Below are 17059 nucleotides of genomic sequence, written 5' to 3'. Positions count from 1 at the left end.
CCCGACCTCCCCCCTCCCCGGTCCGCCTCAGTCCCGGCCACAGCGCCCGGCCGCACTCCCCCGGTCCCCGCCCAAGGGCATGCCACCCTTGACCCATGCCCGAAGGAGACACCGTCCGGCAGGCCGCGAAGCGGCTGCACAGCGCCCTCGCGGGCACGGTACTGACCCGCAGCGACCTCCGGGTGCCCCGGTTCGCCACGGCGGACCTCACCGGCCGCGCCGTCCTGGACGTCACCCCGCGCGGCAAGCACCTCCTCACCCGTGTCGAGGACGGCCTGACCCTGCACTCGCACCTGCGGATGGACGGCTCCTGGCGTGTGTACGCGAACGGGCAGCGCTGGAGCGGCGGTCCGGCCCACCAGATCCGCGCGATCCTGGGCAACGCCGACCGCACCGCCGTCGGCTACCGCCTGCCCGTCCTCGAACTCCTGCGCACCACCGACGAGGACCGCGTGGTCGGCCACCTCGGCCCCGACCTCCTCGGCCCTGACTGGGACTCCTCCCTGGCGAGGGCCAACCTGCTCCGCGACCCGGCCCTCCCGCTCGGCGAGGCCCTCCTCGACCAGCGCAACCTCGCCGGCATCGGCAACGTGTACAAGAGCGAGCTCTGCTTCCTGCTCGGCGTCACACCCTGGCTCCCCCTCGGCGAACTCTCCCCCGAACGGGCCGCTCAGCTGCCCGGACTCGCCAGGAAGCTGCTGGAGTACAACCGCGACCGTCCCGTCCGCAACACCACGGGACGCCGCGACCAGAACCTGTTCGTCTACGGCCGCGCGGCTCGCCCCTGCCTGCGCTGCTGCACCGTGGTCCGCCGGGCCGACCAGGGCGACGGCTCCCGGGAGCGCCCCACCTACTGGTGTCCCGTCTGCCAGCGGGGCCCGGCCCCGGTATCCGGCTCCTGAATCGGCGGGCCCCCGATCGGTGGCCCGTCAGGTCTGCTCGTACGTCCCCGCCTGGCCTTTGCGCCCTACGCCCTCACCGCCCTCGGCACCGGTGCCGAGGGCGGCACCGGCCGTGCCTGCGCGCTACCACCGGCCGAGACGGGGCGACCGCGCACGGCACGGACCCCGACCCAAAGGACCGGCACGAGAGGGCGGCCCGTATCCCGGCGGCGGGCGGCCACCGCCCAAAGGTGCCGCCCGCGGTCGCAGGGATCCAGGGGCCGTGCGCGGCAGCCCGTCCTCGAGACCCGGGACGAGGACCTCGACCGCACGCCGGACGTGAGCTTCACGCCCCTGACTGTGCCGACCCGGAGGAGCCGGCTGTCGTCGCCCCTGGGGCGGGCCGGCGAGCCGGAGGACGTCGCACGGACCGCCTTGCACCTGACCTCGGGCGGGATGCCTTCACCGCAGGCCGGGTTCCCCACCCGAACGGGGACGTGGCGACGCCGTGGGGCCGGCCCCCGGCGAAGTGACCGCCGTTGAGGTACCGGCCGCCGAGGTACCGGCGCCCGCTTTCCAGGCCCGCCGCCACCGCCCGTCCGCAAAGGCGCCTTTCGCGCGCTCCTTCGGCATGCAGTGCACCGGAAGCAGGCTCAGCCCCCAGCCGCCGGCCGCGACCGCCGCCTCCAGCACTCCGGCGTCGGGGGCCAGCAGCAGTCTCGCCGCGGCCCACCACCACAGGATCCCGAGTCCGAGTCCCAGCACAGCGCCCCGAGCACCCCGGCGAACCGGCCGCGCCCTCATGGCCTCCCCCCTCCGGCCGGACGTTATGAGGCCGCTCATCCGGGTGACCGGGGCGTACCGACGGGATACGGGCGCACCACACCCCGTGCCGATCGCCGCCTCTGTGCTCCTACGGCCCCGGCGTGCCGCACGCCCGCCCGGCCCGGTTCGCTGCCGCTCAGGGCAGTGCCCGGGAACACGTCACCCGTTCTCGGCCTGGAACATCCAGTGCTGCTTCTCGAGATCTCCCGTCACCGCGATGAGGAGGTCCTGGCTCACCGGGTCCGCCTCACCGGTCGCGTCGACCCGCTCGCGCATCCGCGCGATCACCGCACCCAGGGCGTCCACCATGGCGCTCACCGCGGCCGTGTCGTCGACCCAGCCCTCGGGCGTCACCCCGATGCCGCTGCCGACGGCCACCGTCGCGGCGCGCCCGTCGGGTGAGACGCCCAATGCCGCCGCGCGCTCCGCCACGGTGTCGGTGTGCGTCCGCGCGAGGGTCACCACCTCGTCGAGCTGCAGGTGGACGGAACGGAAGCGCTGCCCGACCACGTTCCAGTGGATCTGCTTGGCCACCAGGCTGAGGTCCACCAGGTCGACGAGGGCTCCCTGGAGCGCCTCGGACACAGTCTTCAGGTTCTCGTCGGACAATGGGCTCTTCACGACGTACATCCGCACCTCCGTGGCTGATCCCCGCATGGTCCCTCGTTCCCTCAACCATGGCGGTCACGCCTCGGACCGGCAAATGCACACACAAGCGCGGGGAACGGGACGGTCCGGCCCCGGAACGCGGGCAGGCGAAAACCCCGGCGACGCCCTTCCGGATCTCCCGGAAGAGCCCCGGCCGGGGCCTGTCACACTGTTGCGCCGCGTCAGGCGGCGACGACGTCCACCGCTTCGGCGGGCGCCTTGATGGTCACCCGTTCCGGTGGCACACCGGTCACCGAGACGGAACCCAGCATCGGGCGGACCGGCGCGGGTACGGGTTCGCTGGGGGTTGCTGCAGCCGACCGGGCCAGCTCGGCGAGGGCGAGCTCGTCGCTCACTTCCCGCATGAGCTCGGACATCCGTACGTCCAGCGCGTCGCAGATCGCGGAGAGCAGTTCGGAGGAAGCCTCCTTCTGCCCCCGCTCCACCTCGGAAAGATAGCCGAGTGAGACTCGGGCGGACGAGGAGACTTCGCGCAGAGTACGGCCCTGGCGCTGGCGCTGCCGACGCAGCACGTCACCCAGCAGGCGACGGAGCAGAATCATCGGTGGCTCCCTCCTCGGGCCGTGTATCCGGATCCTTCTCGCCCCACCGTACCGCCTTGCGCTGCGGCCGTGCGGGGAGCGATGTTGTTTTCACTCTGGGCTGCATACATCAAAACCCCCCGTTCCGTTCCGTATCCTGTGCCCGCTCATTCCCGGTCTGTTCGCCCGCAAGCTCCTCAAGAAGCAGTGCGAGTACGCTCCGTACACTCTCCATACGAATTTCCGCCCGGTCGCCGTTCAACCGCAGGCGCTCCACTTTTCCGCCACCGGCGGAACCCGAAAGTGCCGCCGACGGCCCGTGCACGGCCACATAGACGGTCCCGACGGATTGTCCGTCCTGGGGATCCGGGCCGGCGACGCCCGTGGTCGCGATCCCCCAGTCCGCGCCCAGCGCCTTGCGGACACCGGCCGCCATCTCCGCCGCGACCTGCGGATCCACCGCTCCGCTCCGCGCCAGCAGGGTGGCGTCGACGCCGAGCAGTTCATGCTTGATTTCGGTGGCGTACGCCGTGACCGAACCCCGGAATGCCTTGGACGCCCCGGGGACGGAGGTGATCTCCGCGGCCACCAGACCGCCGGTCAACGATTCCGCGACGGCCAACGTCATATCCCTCACGGTGAGTAGTCGCACTACTTCGGCGGCCGGAGAACTCACGCTTCCATCTCTTCCAACGCGGCCTTCCTCTCCGCAATTCCCTGTCGGCGCAGCACAATGGCCTGTCTCACGTAGTCGAGCCCGGTCACGACCGTGAGCGCGACAGCCGCCGCCATCACCCAGAACCGCAGAGTCGCCAGCCACCCCGTCAGCGCCAGCACGTACATGCCGACGGCCACGCCCTGGGTGAGGGTCTTGAGCTTGCCCCCGCGGCTCGCCGGAATCACGCCGTAGCGAATGACCAGAAAACGCAGGAGGGTGATGCCGAGTTCCCGGCCGAGAATGACTCCGGTGACCCACCAGGGGAGGTCTTCCAGCACGGACAGACAGATCAGCGCCGCTCCCATGATCGCCTTGTCGGCGATGGGATCGGCGATCTTCCCGAAATCGGTGACCAGGTTGTAGGTGCGCGCCAGATGACCGTCGAACAGGTCGGTGATCATGGCGACGGCGAAGGCGGCCCAGGCGAACGAGCGCCAGGCCGGGTCGTATCCCCCGTCGGCCAGCATCAGGGCGACGAAGGCCGGAACGAGGACCAGCCGGAGCATGGTGAGCAGGTTGGCGATGTTCCAGACGCTGGCCTGGTTGACGGCCGCCGCCGCGATCTTCTTGCCCCGCGCCGGGTGCCCGTCGCCGTCACGGCCGTCGCCGCTCGGAACGTCGTGCGAAACGCCGCGCGGCGTGCTGCCGGGAACCCCCTCCGGAACGCCGCCCGCGGCGCTGTCGGTCGCGCCCGGGGAGGCCGGGGTCCGGGTCCGGGAGGCTTCACCGCCCGGAGTCCCGCCGGGCCGCGAACGGCCGGCCGGAGTCGCCGCCGCCCTCCTCGCGCCGGAGGGGCCTCCCGCCGCGGATGCCGGGACACCCGTCATCTGCCCGCCTCCTCGCTCAGCGCGGGCGAACCCTGGAACAGCGGCTCGGCCACCAGGTCGACACCTTCCGTGCCGACGACCTTCGCCTCGACCATACGGCCGGGACGCAGACCGGTGCCGCTCGTGAGCAGCACCTGGCCGTCGGTCTCGGGAGCCTGGTGTGCCGCACGGCCGTACACACCCTCCTCCTCGTCGACGGACTCCACCAGCACGTGCACGGTCTCGCCGACCCGCTCCTCGGCACGCTGCGAGACGAGTTCCTCGGCCATCCGGGAGACCCGCGCGAGCCGCTCGGCCACGACGTCCTCGTCCAGCTTGTGCTCGTACGTCGCCGCTTCGGTGCCCTCCTCGTCGGAGTAGCCGAAGACACCGATGGCGTCCAGCCGCGCGTGGGTCAGGAACCGTTCGAGCTCGGCGAGGTCGGACTCGGACTCGCCGGGGAAGCCGACGATGAAGTTGGAGCGCACCCCGGCCTCGGGCGCCTTGCTCCGGATGGTGTCGAGGAGCTCCAGGAAGCGGTCCGTGTCGCCGAAGCGGCGCATCGCGCGCAGCACGTCGGGCGCGGAGTGCTGGAAGGACAGGTCGAAGTACGGGACGACCCCGGGCGTGGAGGTCAGCACGTCGATCAGGCCGGGGCGCATCTCGGCGGGCTGGAGGTAGCTGACGCGGACCCGCTCGATGCCGTCGACCTCGGCGAGCTCGGGCAGCAGGGTCTCCAGGAGGCGGATGTCGCCGAGGTCCTTGCCGTAGGAGGTGTTGTTCTCGGAGACCAGCATGACCTCCTTCACGCCCTGCTCGGCCAGCCATCGCGTCTCGCCCAGCACGTCGCTGGGGCGGCGCGAGATGAAGGAGCCGCGGAAGGACGGGATGGCGCAGAAGGAGCAGCGCCGGTCGCACCCGGAAGCGAGCTTCACGGAGGCGACCGGGGTGCCCTCCAGCCGCCGCCGCAGGGGCGCGCGGGGGCCGGAAGCCGGGGCGAGGCCCTCGGGCAGGTCCACCGGGGCGTGCCCCGGGAGCGCGACGGACGCGGCGGACTCCTGCCGCTCGGCGGGGCTGATCGGCAGGAGCTTGCGCCGGTCACGCGGGGTGTGGGAGGCGTGGATGCCGCCGTTCAGAATGGTCTGGAGGCGGTCCGAGATGTCGGTGTAGTCGTCGAAGCCGAGCACGCCGTCGGCCTCGGGGAGCGCCTCGGCGAGTTCCTTGCCGTACCGCTCGGCCATGCAGCCCACCGCCACTACGGCCTGTGTTCTGCCGTGGCCCTTGAGGTCGTTGGCCTCCAGGAGGGCGTCGACGGAGTCCTTCTTGGCGGCTTCGACGAAACCGCAGGTGTTCACGACGGCGACGTCCGCGTCTTCGGCATCCTCCACGAGCTGCCAGCCGTCCGCCTCCAAACGGCCTGCGAGCTCCTCCGAGTCCACCTCGTTACGGGCGCAGCCAAGGGTGACGAGTGCGACGGTGCGGCGATCAGGCATGGGCTCAAGACTACTTCGTCCCGCTGACGCCCCACGTCGACGGGGTTGACCGATCCTGGCCGACCCCGTCGACGAAGCACTCTTTGGGGGGGAGCCGTCCCGCTATCCGGCCTGCGGGTCGCCCTTGGTGTAGGTCAGGCGCTCCACGGCGCCCGGCTGCCAGTCGTCCTCGATCTTCTTGCCGTTGACGAAGAGGTCGATCGCGCCGGCGTCACCGAGCACGAGGTTGATCTTCGAGCTGTCCTCGAAGGTCTTGGAGTCGCCCTGCGCGAGCAGTCCGTCGAAGAGCAGCCGGCCGCTGTGGTCCTTGGCGGAGATCCAGCTGCGCCCGTCGGGGGCGCTCACCTTGACGATCACCTTGTCCTGCGGCGCGGCCGCGATGGCGCTGTCAGAGGGCTCCGGCTCGGGGGCGGGCTTCTCGGACTTGGGGGTGGAGGATTCGGAGGCGCCCGCAGTGGCGTCGCCGTCGGCGACGTTCGCCTTGTCGCCGTCGCCGCCGTTGACCATCGTGAACCCGACGAAGCCGATGACGACGACGATCGCGGCCACCATGGCGGCGGTCCAGTTGGGCCCGCGCCGCTCGGGACGGATGCGTTCCGCCTCGAACAGGGGGGCGGCCGGGGTGGGGGCCGGACGGCCTCCGTGTTCGGCGTCGTACTGGGTGATCAGTGGGGCGGGGTCGAGGTGCACGGCCCGGGCCAGGGTTCGGATGTGCCCTCGCGCGTAGACGTCGCCGCCGCAGGGCTCGAAGTTGTCCGCCTCGATGGCGTGCACGATGGCGATGCGGACCCGGGTGGCTGTGGTGACGTCGTCGACGGTGAGGCCGGCGGCGATGCGCGCCTGCTTCAGCGCACGTCCGACGGAGGGACGGTCTCCCTCGGAGACGTCGTCGGACACGTCGGGTACGTCGGATACGTCGTCGAACGGACGCTCGTCTTCAGGAGAGTTGCCGATGGACACGGGGGCGCCTTTCGAGCGTGTAGCCACCTGTGCTGGAGGTTCAGTCTAGGGGGGTGACAAAAGGGTGGGGCAACCGGGCGGCCTGACTTTGTACGCCATCGGAATGGCCCGACATGCCGATGATGGCACTACTGCTTACCGTTTCCCTCAACTTGACGTGCGACCGGGGAAAAGGGTTGCGCACTGATCCCTTACGGGTGGGTCACGATCGGCCACCTGGGTGCGCCGAGGCGACGACCGTGTCCCCCTGCCTACCCTTCAGACTCCCCCCGGATCACGGCGAGCACGCCGTCCAGCTCGTCAGCCTTCACAAGAACGTCACGAGCCTTCGAACCCTCACTCGGTCCGACGATGTTCCGGGACTCCATGAGGTCCATGAGCCGGCCCGCCTTCGCGAAGCCCACGCGCAGCTTGCGCTGGAGCATGGACGTCGACCCGAACTGGGTGGAGACGACCAGTTCGGCCGCCTGGCACAGCAGGTCGAGGTCGTCGCCGATGTCCTCGTCGATCTCCTTCTTCTGCTTGGTCCCGACGACGACGTCGTCCCGGAAGACGGGCGTCATCTGGTCCTTGCAGTGCTGGACGACGACGGCGACCTCCTCCTCGGTCACGAACGCGCCCTGCATACGGGTCGGTTTGTTCGCCCCCATCGGCAGGAAGAGGCCGTCTCCCTTGCCGATCAGCTTCTCGGCGCCGGGCTGGTCGAGGATGACCCGCGAGTCCGCGAGGGAGGAGGTGGCGAACGCGAGCCGGGAGGGCACGTTCGCCTTGATCAGACCGGTGACGACGTCGACCGAGGGCCGCTGCGTGGCGAGCACCAGGTGGATACCGGCCGCCCGCGCGAGCTGCGTGATCCGCACGATGGAGTCCTCGACGTCCCGCGGGGCGACCATCATCAGGTCGGCCAGCTCGTCGACGATCACCAACAGGTACGGGTACGGCTGGAGTTCCCGCTCGCTGCCCTCGGGCGGCTTGACCTTGCCCTCGCGCACCGCGCGGTTGAAGTCGTCGATGTGCCGGTACCCGTAGGCGGCCAGATCGTCGTAGCGGAGGTCCATCTCGCGGACGACCCACTGGAGGGCCTCGGCGGCCCGCTTGGGGTTGGTGATGATCGGCGTGATCAGGTGCGGGATGCCCTCGTAGGCGGTGAGCTCCACGCGCTTGGGGTCGACCAGGATCATCCGGACGTCCTCCGGCGTCGCCCGCATCATGATCGACGTGATCAGGCAGTTGATGCAGGACGACTTGCCGGAGCCGGTGGCGCCGGCGACCAGCATGTGCGGCATCTTCGCCAGCGAGTGCATGACGTAACCGCCCTCGACGTCCTTTCCGAAGGCGACCAGCATCGGGTCGTCGTCCTCGGCGGACTCCGCGAGCCGCAGTACGTCACCGAGGTTGACCATCTCCCGGTCGGTGTTCGGGATCTCGATGCCGACTGCGGACTTGCCGGGGATGGGGCTGATGATGCGTACGTCGGCGCTGGCGACCGCGTACGCGATGTTCTTCGTCAGCGCGGTGATCCGCTCGACCTTCACCGCCGGGCCGAGTTCCACCTCGTAGCGGGTGACCGTGGGCCCGCGCGTGAAGCCGGTGACGCGGGCGTCGACCTTGAACTCGGTGAAGACGGTGGTGAGCGAGTCGACGACGGCGTCGTTGGCGGCGCTGCGCGACTTGCCGGGGCCGCCGCGCGTGAGGAGGTCGAGGGCCGGCAGGGAGTAGGTGATGTCACCGGACAACCGGAGCTGCTCCGCGCGCGGGGGAAGGTCGCGGGGCTCGGCCGGGGTCTTGGTGAGGTCCAGGACGCCGGAGTCCGCCCGTTGCCGGTCCTTTTTGTCCTGCCCGCCCCGCTTCGGCGCGTTCTGCCTGACGCCCGGCCTCGGCCTGTCCTGCTCGCCCTGCTGGGGGCGGGCGGCCGGCACCGGTGTCGGGGTGGTCGGCTCGCGGTCGCCCGTGCGCACGCCCTGGGTCAGGTCGGCGACGATCGGCGAGGGCGGCATCCCGTGCAGGACGGCGCCGTCGAGGGAGGCGGCGGCCGCGGCGGCCACGTCCACGGCGTCCATCGGCCGGTTCGTGTCGGGCTGGGGCACCGCGGACCTGCGCGGCCGGCCCCGGCGCCGTGACAGCGCCTCCCGCTCCGCGAGGTCGGGGTCGTACTCCACAGGCTCACGTCCGCGCCCTCGGCGGCTCGCGGGCAGCGCCTCGCGCCACTGCTCGTCGTAGCGCTCGTCGTCCTCGCCGAACTCCTCCGGCTCGAGGTCGTGGACGAGTCCCAGCTTGGTGCCGAGCAGCCGCAGCCGCTGCGGAATGGCGGTGACCGGAGTGGCGGTGACGACCAGCAGTCCGAAGACGGTGAGCAGCACCAGCAGGGGCACGGCGAGCACATCGGTCATGGTGTACGACAGTGGCGTGGCCGCGCCCCAGCCGATGAGCCCTCCGGCGTCCCTTATGGCGTGCATGCCGTCGCCGCGGGCGGGCGAGCCGCAGGCGATGTGGATCTGGCCGAGCACACCGATGAGGAGCGCGGACAGACCGATCACGATGCGGCCGTTGGCCTCCGGCTTCTCCGGGTGCCGGATGAGGCGCACCGCGACGACCGCGACCAGGATCGGCACCAGCAGGTCGAGCCGGCCGAACGCGCCGGTGGCCAGGATCTCCACGAGGTCACCGACGGGACCCTCGAGGTCGGCCCAGGTGCCCGCGGCGACGATGAGTCCGATGCCGAGCAGGAGCAGCGCGAGGCCGTCCTTGCGGTGGGCGGGGTCGAGGTTCCTGGCGCCCTGCCCTATGCCCCGGAAGACCGCTCCGACGGCGTGCGCCAGCCCCAGCCACACGGCGCGCACGAGCCGGTAGACGCCGCCGGTCGGGCTGGGAGCCGGTTTGGGGGCGGGCCTCTTCGCCCCGGCCTTCTTGGCGGGCGGCTTCCTCGCCGGGGCCTTCTTGGGAGGCGGCTTCCTGGCAACGGCCTTCTTCGCCGGGGCCTTCGCGGAAGCAGCCGCCTTCTTCGCGGGTGGCTTCTTGGCTGCGGAGGGACGTGAGGCCATGGGGGTGAGGTTACCGGTGGAGACGCCGGTGGACACGCGTGCCAGCCGCTTCACCCGTTCGTGTCGCTGCCACGGAGGCGCCGAACTGACGCGGGGAGGGGCTGTCCGGCGGACCAAGTCGGAGGTGACTGCCGGTTCCTGTCCGGCTGGGGCGAGCCGGGACTGGTGCGTTCCACCACACGGCGGAGGAGGGAGGCCGTGCCGGCCCCCGGGGCTCCGGCACGAGACGCCGGACAGGCCCTGCGGCCCACGATTCGTGCCTGACGAACCACAAGGCCCGTACGTCGTCGGTCAGTTCTGCGACGGCAGAGGGGACGCGCCGCCCGTGCCCGGTTCCAGCGCGTCCAGCGCGCGCCGCAATCCCGTGAGCTTGCGCTCCAGATGGGCCGCCGTGGCCACCGCGGCCGCGTCGGTCGATTCGTCGTTGAGCTGTTTGGACAGGGCCTCGGCCTGTTCCTCGACGGCCGCGAGCCGCGCGGAGAGTTCGGCGAGCAGGCCGGCGGACTCCTTCTGCTCCCCCGCGTCCTTCTCGTCGCCCTCCAACTGGAGCCGCAGCAGCGCCGCCTGCTCCCTCAGCTGGCAGTTCTTCATGTACAGCTCGACGAACACCGAGACCTTCGCACGCAGCACCCACGGGTCGAAGGGCTTGGAGATGTAGTCGACCGCACCCGCCGCGTACCCGCGGAACGTGTGGTGCGGGCCGTGGTTGATCGCGGTGAGAAAGATGATCGGAATGTCCCGCGTCCGCTCGCGACGCTTGATGTGAGCCGCGGTCTCGAAACCGTCCATGCCCGGCATCTGAACATCCAGCAGAATGACCGCGAAGTCATCCGTGAGCAGCGCCTTGAGTGCTTCCTCCCCGGACGATGCCCGTACCAGCGTCTGATCGAGCGCCGAGAGGATCGCCTCCAGCGCCAGCAGATTCTCCGGCCGGTCGTCGACCAGGAGGATCTTGGCCTTCTGGACCATGGCCCGCCCTCCTCGCCCCGGCTTGGGGCCTCCCCTGTCCGCAGGTCCTGGGTGGACACCGGCGGGTGCCGTCCCAGGGGACGGCGCCCTTGCGCCGCCCGTCCTTGTGCCGGTCATCGTAGCCGCACCCCGCCCGTCGCCACACCCTGTCACCGTGATGTCACTGTGCACATAGCAGAAACGCGGAGCGGGACCAGAAGGTTCCCCGAATCCCGTACTTCTACACGGCTTCACGCACGCCGCGTCAGCAGCTCCACGTGAACGGTGAAGCCCTCCTCCACCATCGCACGCCCCGGATCACCACCCTCACGCCCCCCTCTTCCGGGGCACCACGGTCACACCCCCCGCATCCACTGCTGCATCACCGACAGCAGGTGATCGGGGTCGACCGGCTTCGTCACGTAGTCGGAGGCTCCCGACTCGATCGCCTTCTCCCGGTCGCCCTTCATCGCCTTCGCGGTGAGCGCGATGATCGGCAGTCCCGCGAACTGCGGCATCCGACGGATCGCCGTCGTCGTCGCGTATCCGTCCATCTCGGGCATCATGATGTCCATCAGGACGACCGCCACGTCGTCGTGCTGCTCCAGCACCTCGATGCCCTCGCGGCCGTTCTCCGCGTACAGCACGGACAGCCCGTGCTGTTCGAGGACGCTGGTCAGCGCGAACACATTGCGGATGTCGTCGTCGACGATCAGCACCTTCTGCCCGCCGAACCGGATACCGCGCTGCGACCGGGGCGCCGCATCCCGCTCCCGCTCCGGGGCCGGCGTGCCCAGCCACTGTTCCGGCTCCTGCGGCGCGGGCCGCTGTTCCAGCTCGGGCAGGGGCCTGCGGCGCCGCCGGAACAGAGCGGCCGGACCGTTCTGGGTCTCCCGGTACGACGTCGCCTCGGCCGGTGCCTCCACCGTCGCATCGGAGGAATCGGCCGAAGCGGAAGTGCTGCCGCTCTCCAGGGCCGGCATGGACTGCGGGTAGCCGTGCGGCGGCAACTCGCTCGGGTGCAGCGGGAGATACAGCGTGAACGTCGAGCCGCGGCCCGGTTCGCTCTGCGCGTGGATCTCACCGCCGAGCAGTTGGGCGATCTCCCTGGAAATGGACAGTCCGAGTCCCGTGCCTCCGTACTTGCGGCTGGTCGTGCCGTCCGCCTGCTTGAACGCCTCGAAGATCACCCGCATCTTGCTGGCGGCGATCCCGATACCCGTGTCGGACACCGAGAACGCGATCAGGTCGGCGTCCGGGTCGGTCAGCGAACCGGCCTCCAGCAGCTGCTCCCTGATGGCCTGCGGGACATCGTCGCGGGCCGGGCGGATGACCAGCTCGACGGACCCGGAGTCGGTGAACTTCACCGCGTTGGAGAGGAGGTTGCGCAGCACCTGCAGCAGCCGCTGCTCGTCGGTGTGCAGCGTGGCCTGCAGCTCCGGGGAGACCCGCACCGACAGGTCCAGGCCCTTCTCCGCGGTCAGCGGACGGAAGGTGGCCTCCACGTAGTCCACGAGCTGGACGAGCGCGATGCGCGTCGGGGAGACGTCCATCTTGCCCGCCTCGACCTTCGACAGGTCGAGGATGTCGTTGATCAGCTGCAGCAGGTCGGATCCGGCGCCGTGGATGGTCTCGGCGAACTCGACCTGCTTCGGGGAGAGATTCCCCTCGGGGTTGTCGGCGAGCAGCTTGGCCAGGATCAGCAGCGAGTTGAGCGGAGTGCGCAGCTCGTGCGACATGTTGGCCAGGAACTCGCTCTTGTAGCGCATGGAGACCGCGAGTTGTTCGGCGCGCTCCTCCAGGACCTGCCGCGCCTCCTCGATCTCGGTGTTCTTCACCTCGATGTCGCGGTTCTGCCGCGCCAACAGTTCGGCCTTCTCCTCCAGTTCGGCGTTGGACGCCTGCAGCGCCTTCTGCCGCTGCTCCAACTCGGCCGAGCGCTCACGGAGTTGTTCGGTCAGCTCCTGCGACTGAGTCAGCAGCAGCTCCGTCTTGGTGTTCACCGAGATGGTGTTGACGCTCGTCGCGATCATCTCGGCGATCTGGTTCAGGAAGTCCTTCTGGATGTGCGTGAACGGAGTGAAGGAAGCCAGTTCGATGACGCCCAGCACGGTCCCCTCGAACAGCACCGGAAGCACGATCACCTGGGCGGGCGGCGCCTCCCCCAGCCCCGAGGAGATCTTCAGGTAGCCACTGGGCGCGTTTTCCACCAGGATGGTGCGCTTCTCCATGGCGGCCGTCCCGATGAGCCCCTCCCCGGGCCGGAACGACGTCGGCATCGAGCCCAGCGAGTAACCGTACGAACCGAGCATGCGCAGCTCGTACTGGTCGTCGTCGGCGACGCTCACGTCCTCCCCGTCGACCAGGGGCATCGAGAGGAAGAACGCGCCGTGCTGCGCGGAGACCACCGGCGTCAGCTCGCTCATGATCAGCGAGGCCACGTCCTCCAGGTCCCGGCGGCCCTGCATCAGCCCGGAGATGCGGGCCAGATTGCCCTTGAGCCAGTCCTGCTCCTTGTTGGCGATCGTGGTGTCGCGCAGGTTGGCGATCATCTTGTTGATGTAGTCCTGGAGTTCCTGGATCTCCCCGGACGCGTCCACGTCGATCTTCAGGTTCAGGTCGCCGCGGGTCACCGCGGTCGCCACGCGCGCGATGGCACGCACCTGGCGGGTCAGGTTCCCCGCCATCTCGTTCACGGACTCGGTCAGGTCCCGCCAGGTGCCGTCGACGTCACGCACGCGCGCCTGCCCACCGAGCTGCCCCTCCGTGCCCACCTCGCGGGCCACCCGCGTGACCTCCTCGGCGAACGACGAGAGCTGGTCCACCATCGTGTTGATGGTGGTCTTCAGCTCGAGGATCTCCCCGCGCGCGTCGATGTCGATCTTCTTCGTCAGGTCGCCCTTGGCGATGGCCGTGGTCACCATGGCGATGTTGCGCACCTGACCGGTCAGATTGGACGCCATCCGGTTCACGGACTCGGTGAGGTCCTTCCACGTACCGGCCACACCCGGCACCTGCGCCTGGCCACCGAGGATGCCGTCCGTGCCCACCTCGCGGGCCACCTTGGTGACCTGCTCGGCGAACGCCCTCAGTGTCTTCACCATGATGTTGATGGTGTCGGCGAACTGCGCCAGCTCACCGCGCGCCTCGATGGTGACCTCCCGCGTCAGGTCACCGTTGGCGACCGCGGCGGACACCTGGGAGATGTTGCGCACCTGCGTGGTCAGGTTCTTGGCCATCAGGTTGACGTTGTCGCTCAGGTCCTTCCAGATGCCCGTGACCCCGGGCACGTGCGCCTGACCGCCCAGGATGCCCTCGGTGCCCACCTCGCGGGCCACCCGGGTCACCTGCTCGGCGAACGAAGAGAGCTGGTCCACCATCGTGTTGACGGTGGTGACGAGTTCGAGGATCTCGCCCTTGGCGTCGACGGTGATCTTCTTCGACAGATCGCCCTTGGCGACCGCGGTGGTGACCTCGGCGATGTTGCGGACCTGGAGGGTCAGGTTGTTCGCCATGCCGTTCACCGACTGGGTGAGGTCCTTCCAGGTGCCGGAGACGCCCTGCACCTCGGCCTGACCGCCGAGGATCCCCTCCGTGCCCACCTCGCGGGCCACCCGCGTGACCTCCTCGGCGAACGACGACAGCTGGTCCACCATCGTGTTCAGCGTGTTCTTGAGCTCGAGGATCTCCCCGCGCGCGTCCACGGTGATCTTCTGCGACAGGTCGCCCCGGGCCACCGCCGTCGCCACCTGGGCGATGTTGCGCACCTGCGCGGTGAGGTTGCCGGCCATGCCGTTCACCGAGTCGGTGAGATCGCGCCACACGCCGGCGACACCGGGCACCTGGGCCTGGCCGCCGAGCCGGCCCTCGGTACCCACCTCGCGGGCCACCCGCGTGACCTGGTCGGCGAACGACGAGAGCTGGTCCACCATCGTGTTGATGGTGTTCTTCAGCTCGAGGATCTCCCCGCGCGCGTCGACGTCGATCTTCTGCGACAGATCGCCCCGGGCCACCGCCGTCGTCACCTGGGCGATGTTGCGCACCTGGCCGGTCAGATTGGACGCCATCGAGTTGACGGAGTCGGTGAGTTCCTTCCAGGTGCCCGATACGCCGTCCACCCTGGCCTGACCACCCAGCCGGCCTTCCGTGCCCACGTCCCGGGCCATGCGCGTGACCTGGTCGGCGAACGACGACAGCTGGTCCACCATCGTGTTGACGGTGTTCTTCAGCTGGAGCATCTCGCCGGACACGTCCACGGTGACCTTCTGCGACAGGTCGCCGTTGGCCACCGCCGTCGTCACCTGGGCGATGTTCCTCACCTGACCGGTGAGGTTGCGGAACGCGGTGTTGACGGAGTCGGTGAGGTCCTTCCAGGTCCCCGCCGCCCCCGGCACCTGGGCCTGGCCGCCCAACTCGCCCTCGACACCGATCTCGCGCGCCACGCGCGTGACCTCGGCACCGAAGGAGGACAGCTGGTCCACCATCGTGTTGACGGTGTTCTTCAGCTCCAGCATCTCGCCGGCCACGTCCACGGTGACTTTCTGCGACAGGTCGCCGTTGGCCACCGCCGTCGTCACCGCCGCGATGTCCCGCACCTGCGTGGTCAGGTTCCGGAACACCGTGTTGACGGAGTCCGTCAGGTCCTTCCAGGTACCGGCGGCACCGGGCACGTTCGCCTGGCCGCCCAGCTGCCCCTCGGCCCCGACCTCGTTGGCGACCCGGGTGACCTCGTCCGCGAAGATCTTCAGCGTCTCGGTCATCTGATTGATCGTCTCGGCCAGCTGCGCGACCTCGCCACGGGCCGGAACGGTCACCTTCCGCGACAGGTCGCCGTTGGCGACCGCGGTCGTCACCTCCGCGATCTCGCGCACCTGCGCCGTCAGGTTCCCGGCCATGGTGTTGACGGAGTCGGTGAGCTCCTTCCACACGCCGTCCACCCCGGACACCTGCGCCTGCCCGCCCAGCGCACCCTCGGTGCCCACCTCGCGCGCGACGCGGGTCACCTCGGAGGAGAACGCCGAGAGCTGGTCCACCATCGTGTTGACGGTGTTCTTCAGCTCCAGCATCTCGCCTTCGACGTGCACGGTGACCTTGCGGGACAGATCGCCCCGGGCGACCGCCGTCGTCACCAGCGCGATGTCGCGCACCTGCGCCGTCAGCCGCTCCGCCATGGTGTTGACCGAGTCCGTGAGGTCCTTCCACGAACCGGACATGCCCCGCACCCGGGCCTGGCCGCCCAGCTTGCCCTCGGTACCGACCTCGCTGGCCACCCGCGTGACCTCGTCGGTGAAGGTCGACAACTGGTCGACCAGATTGTTGACGGTACGCCCGACCTTCAGGAACTCGCCGCGCAGCGGCTGTCCCTGCCCGTCGCCCAGCTGCGCCCGCAGCTCCATCCGCGGTGACAGATCACCGTCGGCCACCGCCGACAGCACCCGGCTGACCTCGGAGACGGGCCGCACCAGATCGTCCACCAGCGCGTTCGAGTTGTCGATCGCGGTGGACCAGGAGCCCTCGCAGGCCCCCGTCTCCAGGCGCTCGGTGAGTTTCCCCTCGCGCCCCACCGTGCGCCGCACCCGCGCCAGCTCACCCGTCAGATGGAGATTGCGGTCGGCCACCTCGTTGAAAACCGCCGCGATCTCCGCCATCACGCCGTCGCCGGACACCGTGAGCCGCTTGCGGAAATTCCCGTCCCGCATCGCCACCAGGGCGACCATCAGGCGGTTCAGGGCCACGGTGTCCACCATGGTGGTCCCGCCCCGGGACCTGCCCTGCTCACCAGGGGACTGTCCGCCTTTCGCGCGCGTGTTCGTGCCCCGCGTCGCTGCGCCAGACTCCACTGTGTCCCTCCCGCAGGGGTCGACCGTTACTGCTGTCCTCGGGTACCACCGCACGGCGTACCTGTGACTGCTGACTGCTTCTGCCTGTTCTGCTTACTCGTGCATATGCGTGTACTACTGCGATACCTGCCCTGCCTGTCAGGGCTCTACCCGGACCGCCTCCCGGCCCGGAGGACACCCGCCCTGTCCGGCCTTCGCAACAACCGGCCCGCCCAGTGTTTCACCCTCGCCGAACCAGGCCATAACAGTTCGGCAGCTTCGCACACCGTCCGCACGCACTCCGGACGTCGGGCACCTCCCGACGGAAACACAGCAGACCGGCCTCCGCTCGGACCGCGAAGGTAAGTAACCTTGCAT

Annotated in this window: 10 protein-coding genes; 1 reads left to right on the top strand and 9 read right to left on the bottom strand. The window is 69.8% G+C overall.

The genetic code is table 11. The annotated features are described in order from the left end of the window. Positions 1–95: 95 nt before the first annotated feature. The gene (locus OHB56_RS30625) at positions 96–902 is read left to right on the top strand and encodes a DNA-formamidopyrimidine glycosylase family protein (RefSeq protein WP_326755038.1); all 807 of its coding nucleotides are present in this window, start codon (positions 96–98) and stop codon (positions 900–902) included. Between the two features lie 963 nt (positions 903–1865). Here OHB56_RS30625 and OHB56_RS30620 read toward each other — a convergent pair. The 9 genes from OHB56_RS30620 to OHB56_RS30580 all read right to left on the bottom strand — a co-directional run bounded on the left by OHB56_RS30620 (position 1866) and on the right by OHB56_RS30580 (position 16702). Next, on the bottom strand, positions 1866–2336 hold the full coding sequence (locus OHB56_RS30620) for a Dps family protein (RefSeq protein ID WP_381364978.1): 471 nt from the start codon (positions 2334–2336) through the stop codon (positions 1866–1868). Positions 2337–2536: 200 nt separating this feature from the next. After that, positions 2537–2917, bottom strand: a complete 381-nt coding sequence (locus tag OHB56_RS30615) for a helix-turn-helix domain-containing protein (protein ID WP_055570607.1) — start codon at positions 2915–2917, stop codon at positions 2537–2539. Between the two features lie 109 nt (positions 2918–3026). Next, complete coding sequence (locus OHB56_RS30610; RefSeq protein WP_326755035.1) at positions 3027–3572, bottom strand: nicotinamide-nucleotide amidohydrolase family protein; 546 nt, start codon at positions 3570–3572, stop codon at positions 3027–3029. Continuing rightward, positions 3569–4441 carry a CDP-diacylglycerol--glycerol-3-phosphate 3-phosphatidyltransferase gene (pgsA, locus tag OHB56_RS30605; protein WP_326755034.1) on the bottom strand — a complete coding sequence of 291 codons (873 nt, stop codon included), beginning with the start codon at positions 4439–4441 and terminating at the stop codon, positions 3569–3571. Before pgsA ends, OHB56_RS30610 begins: the two co-directional genes overlap by 4 nt. Next, on the bottom strand, positions 4438–5913 hold the full coding sequence (gene rimO / locus OHB56_RS30600; protein WP_326755033.1) for a 30S ribosomal protein S12 methylthiotransferase RimO: 1476 nt from the start codon (positions 5911–5913) through the stop codon (positions 4438–4440). The genes pgsA and rimO overlap by 4 nt, the downstream gene beginning before the upstream one ends. A gap of 102 nt (positions 5914–6015) precedes the next feature. After that, positions 6016–6873 (bottom strand): RodZ domain-containing protein, encoded by an 858-nt coding sequence (locus OHB56_RS30595; protein WP_326755032.1) that lies wholly within the window; start codon positions 6871–6873, stop codon positions 6016–6018. A gap of 251 nt (positions 6874–7124) precedes the next feature. Next, positions 7125–9914 carry a DNA translocase FtsK gene (locus OHB56_RS30590; protein ID WP_406356746.1) on the bottom strand — a complete coding sequence of 930 codons (2790 nt, stop codon included), beginning with the start codon at positions 9912–9914 and terminating at the stop codon, positions 7125–7127. A 291-nt stretch (positions 9915–10205) separates the two neighbouring features. Further along, on the bottom strand, positions 10206–10883 hold the full coding sequence (locus OHB56_RS30585) for a response regulator (protein ID WP_326755030.1): 678 nt from the start codon (positions 10881–10883) through the stop codon (positions 10206–10208). A 335-nt stretch (positions 10884–11218) separates the two neighbouring features. Beyond that, the gene (locus OHB56_RS30580) at positions 11219–16702 is read right to left on the bottom strand and encodes a HAMP domain-containing protein (RefSeq protein WP_406356744.1); all 5484 of its coding nucleotides are present in this window, start codon (positions 16700–16702) and stop codon (positions 11219–11221) included. Between the last annotated feature and the right edge of the window lie 357 nt (positions 16703–17059).

Origin of the sequence: Streptomyces sp. NBC_01635 (assembly GCF_045209715.1) — a bacterium.
In the GTDB taxonomy this organism is placed as follows: Bacteria; Actinomycetota; Actinomycetes; order Streptomycetales; family Streptomycetaceae; genus Streptomyces; species Streptomyces hirsutus.
Note: the sequence above shows the minus strand (reverse complement) of the source record. Positions and strands in the feature narration are given on the sequence as shown.

Coding starts and splice junctions, on each gene's coding strand:
- OHB56_RS30625 (WP_326755038.1), top strand. CDS start 96: ATGCCCGAAGGAGACACCGTCCGGCAGGCCGCGAAGCGGCTGCACAGC.
- OHB56_RS30620 (WP_381364978.1), bottom strand. CDS start 2,336: ATGTACGTCGTGAAGAGCCCATTGTCCGACGAGAACCTGAAGACTGTG.
- OHB56_RS30615 (WP_055570607.1), bottom strand. CDS start 2,917: ATGATTCTGCTCCGTCGCCTGCTGGGTGACGTGCTGCGTCGGCAGCGC.
- pgsA (WP_326755034.1), bottom strand. CDS start 4,441: ATGACGGGTGTCCCGGCATCCGCGGCGGGAGGCCCCTCCGGCGCGAGG.
- rimO (WP_326755033.1), bottom strand. CDS start 5,913: ATGCCTGATCGCCGCACCGTCGCACTCGTCACCCTTGGCTGCGCCCGT.
- OHB56_RS30590 (WP_406356746.1), bottom strand. CDS start 9,914: ATGGCCTCACGTCCCTCCGCAGCCAAGAAGCCACCCGCGAAGAAGGCG.
- OHB56_RS30585 (WP_326755030.1), bottom strand. CDS start 10,883: ATGGTCCAGAAGGCCAAGATCCTCCTGGTCGACGACCGGCCGGAGAAT.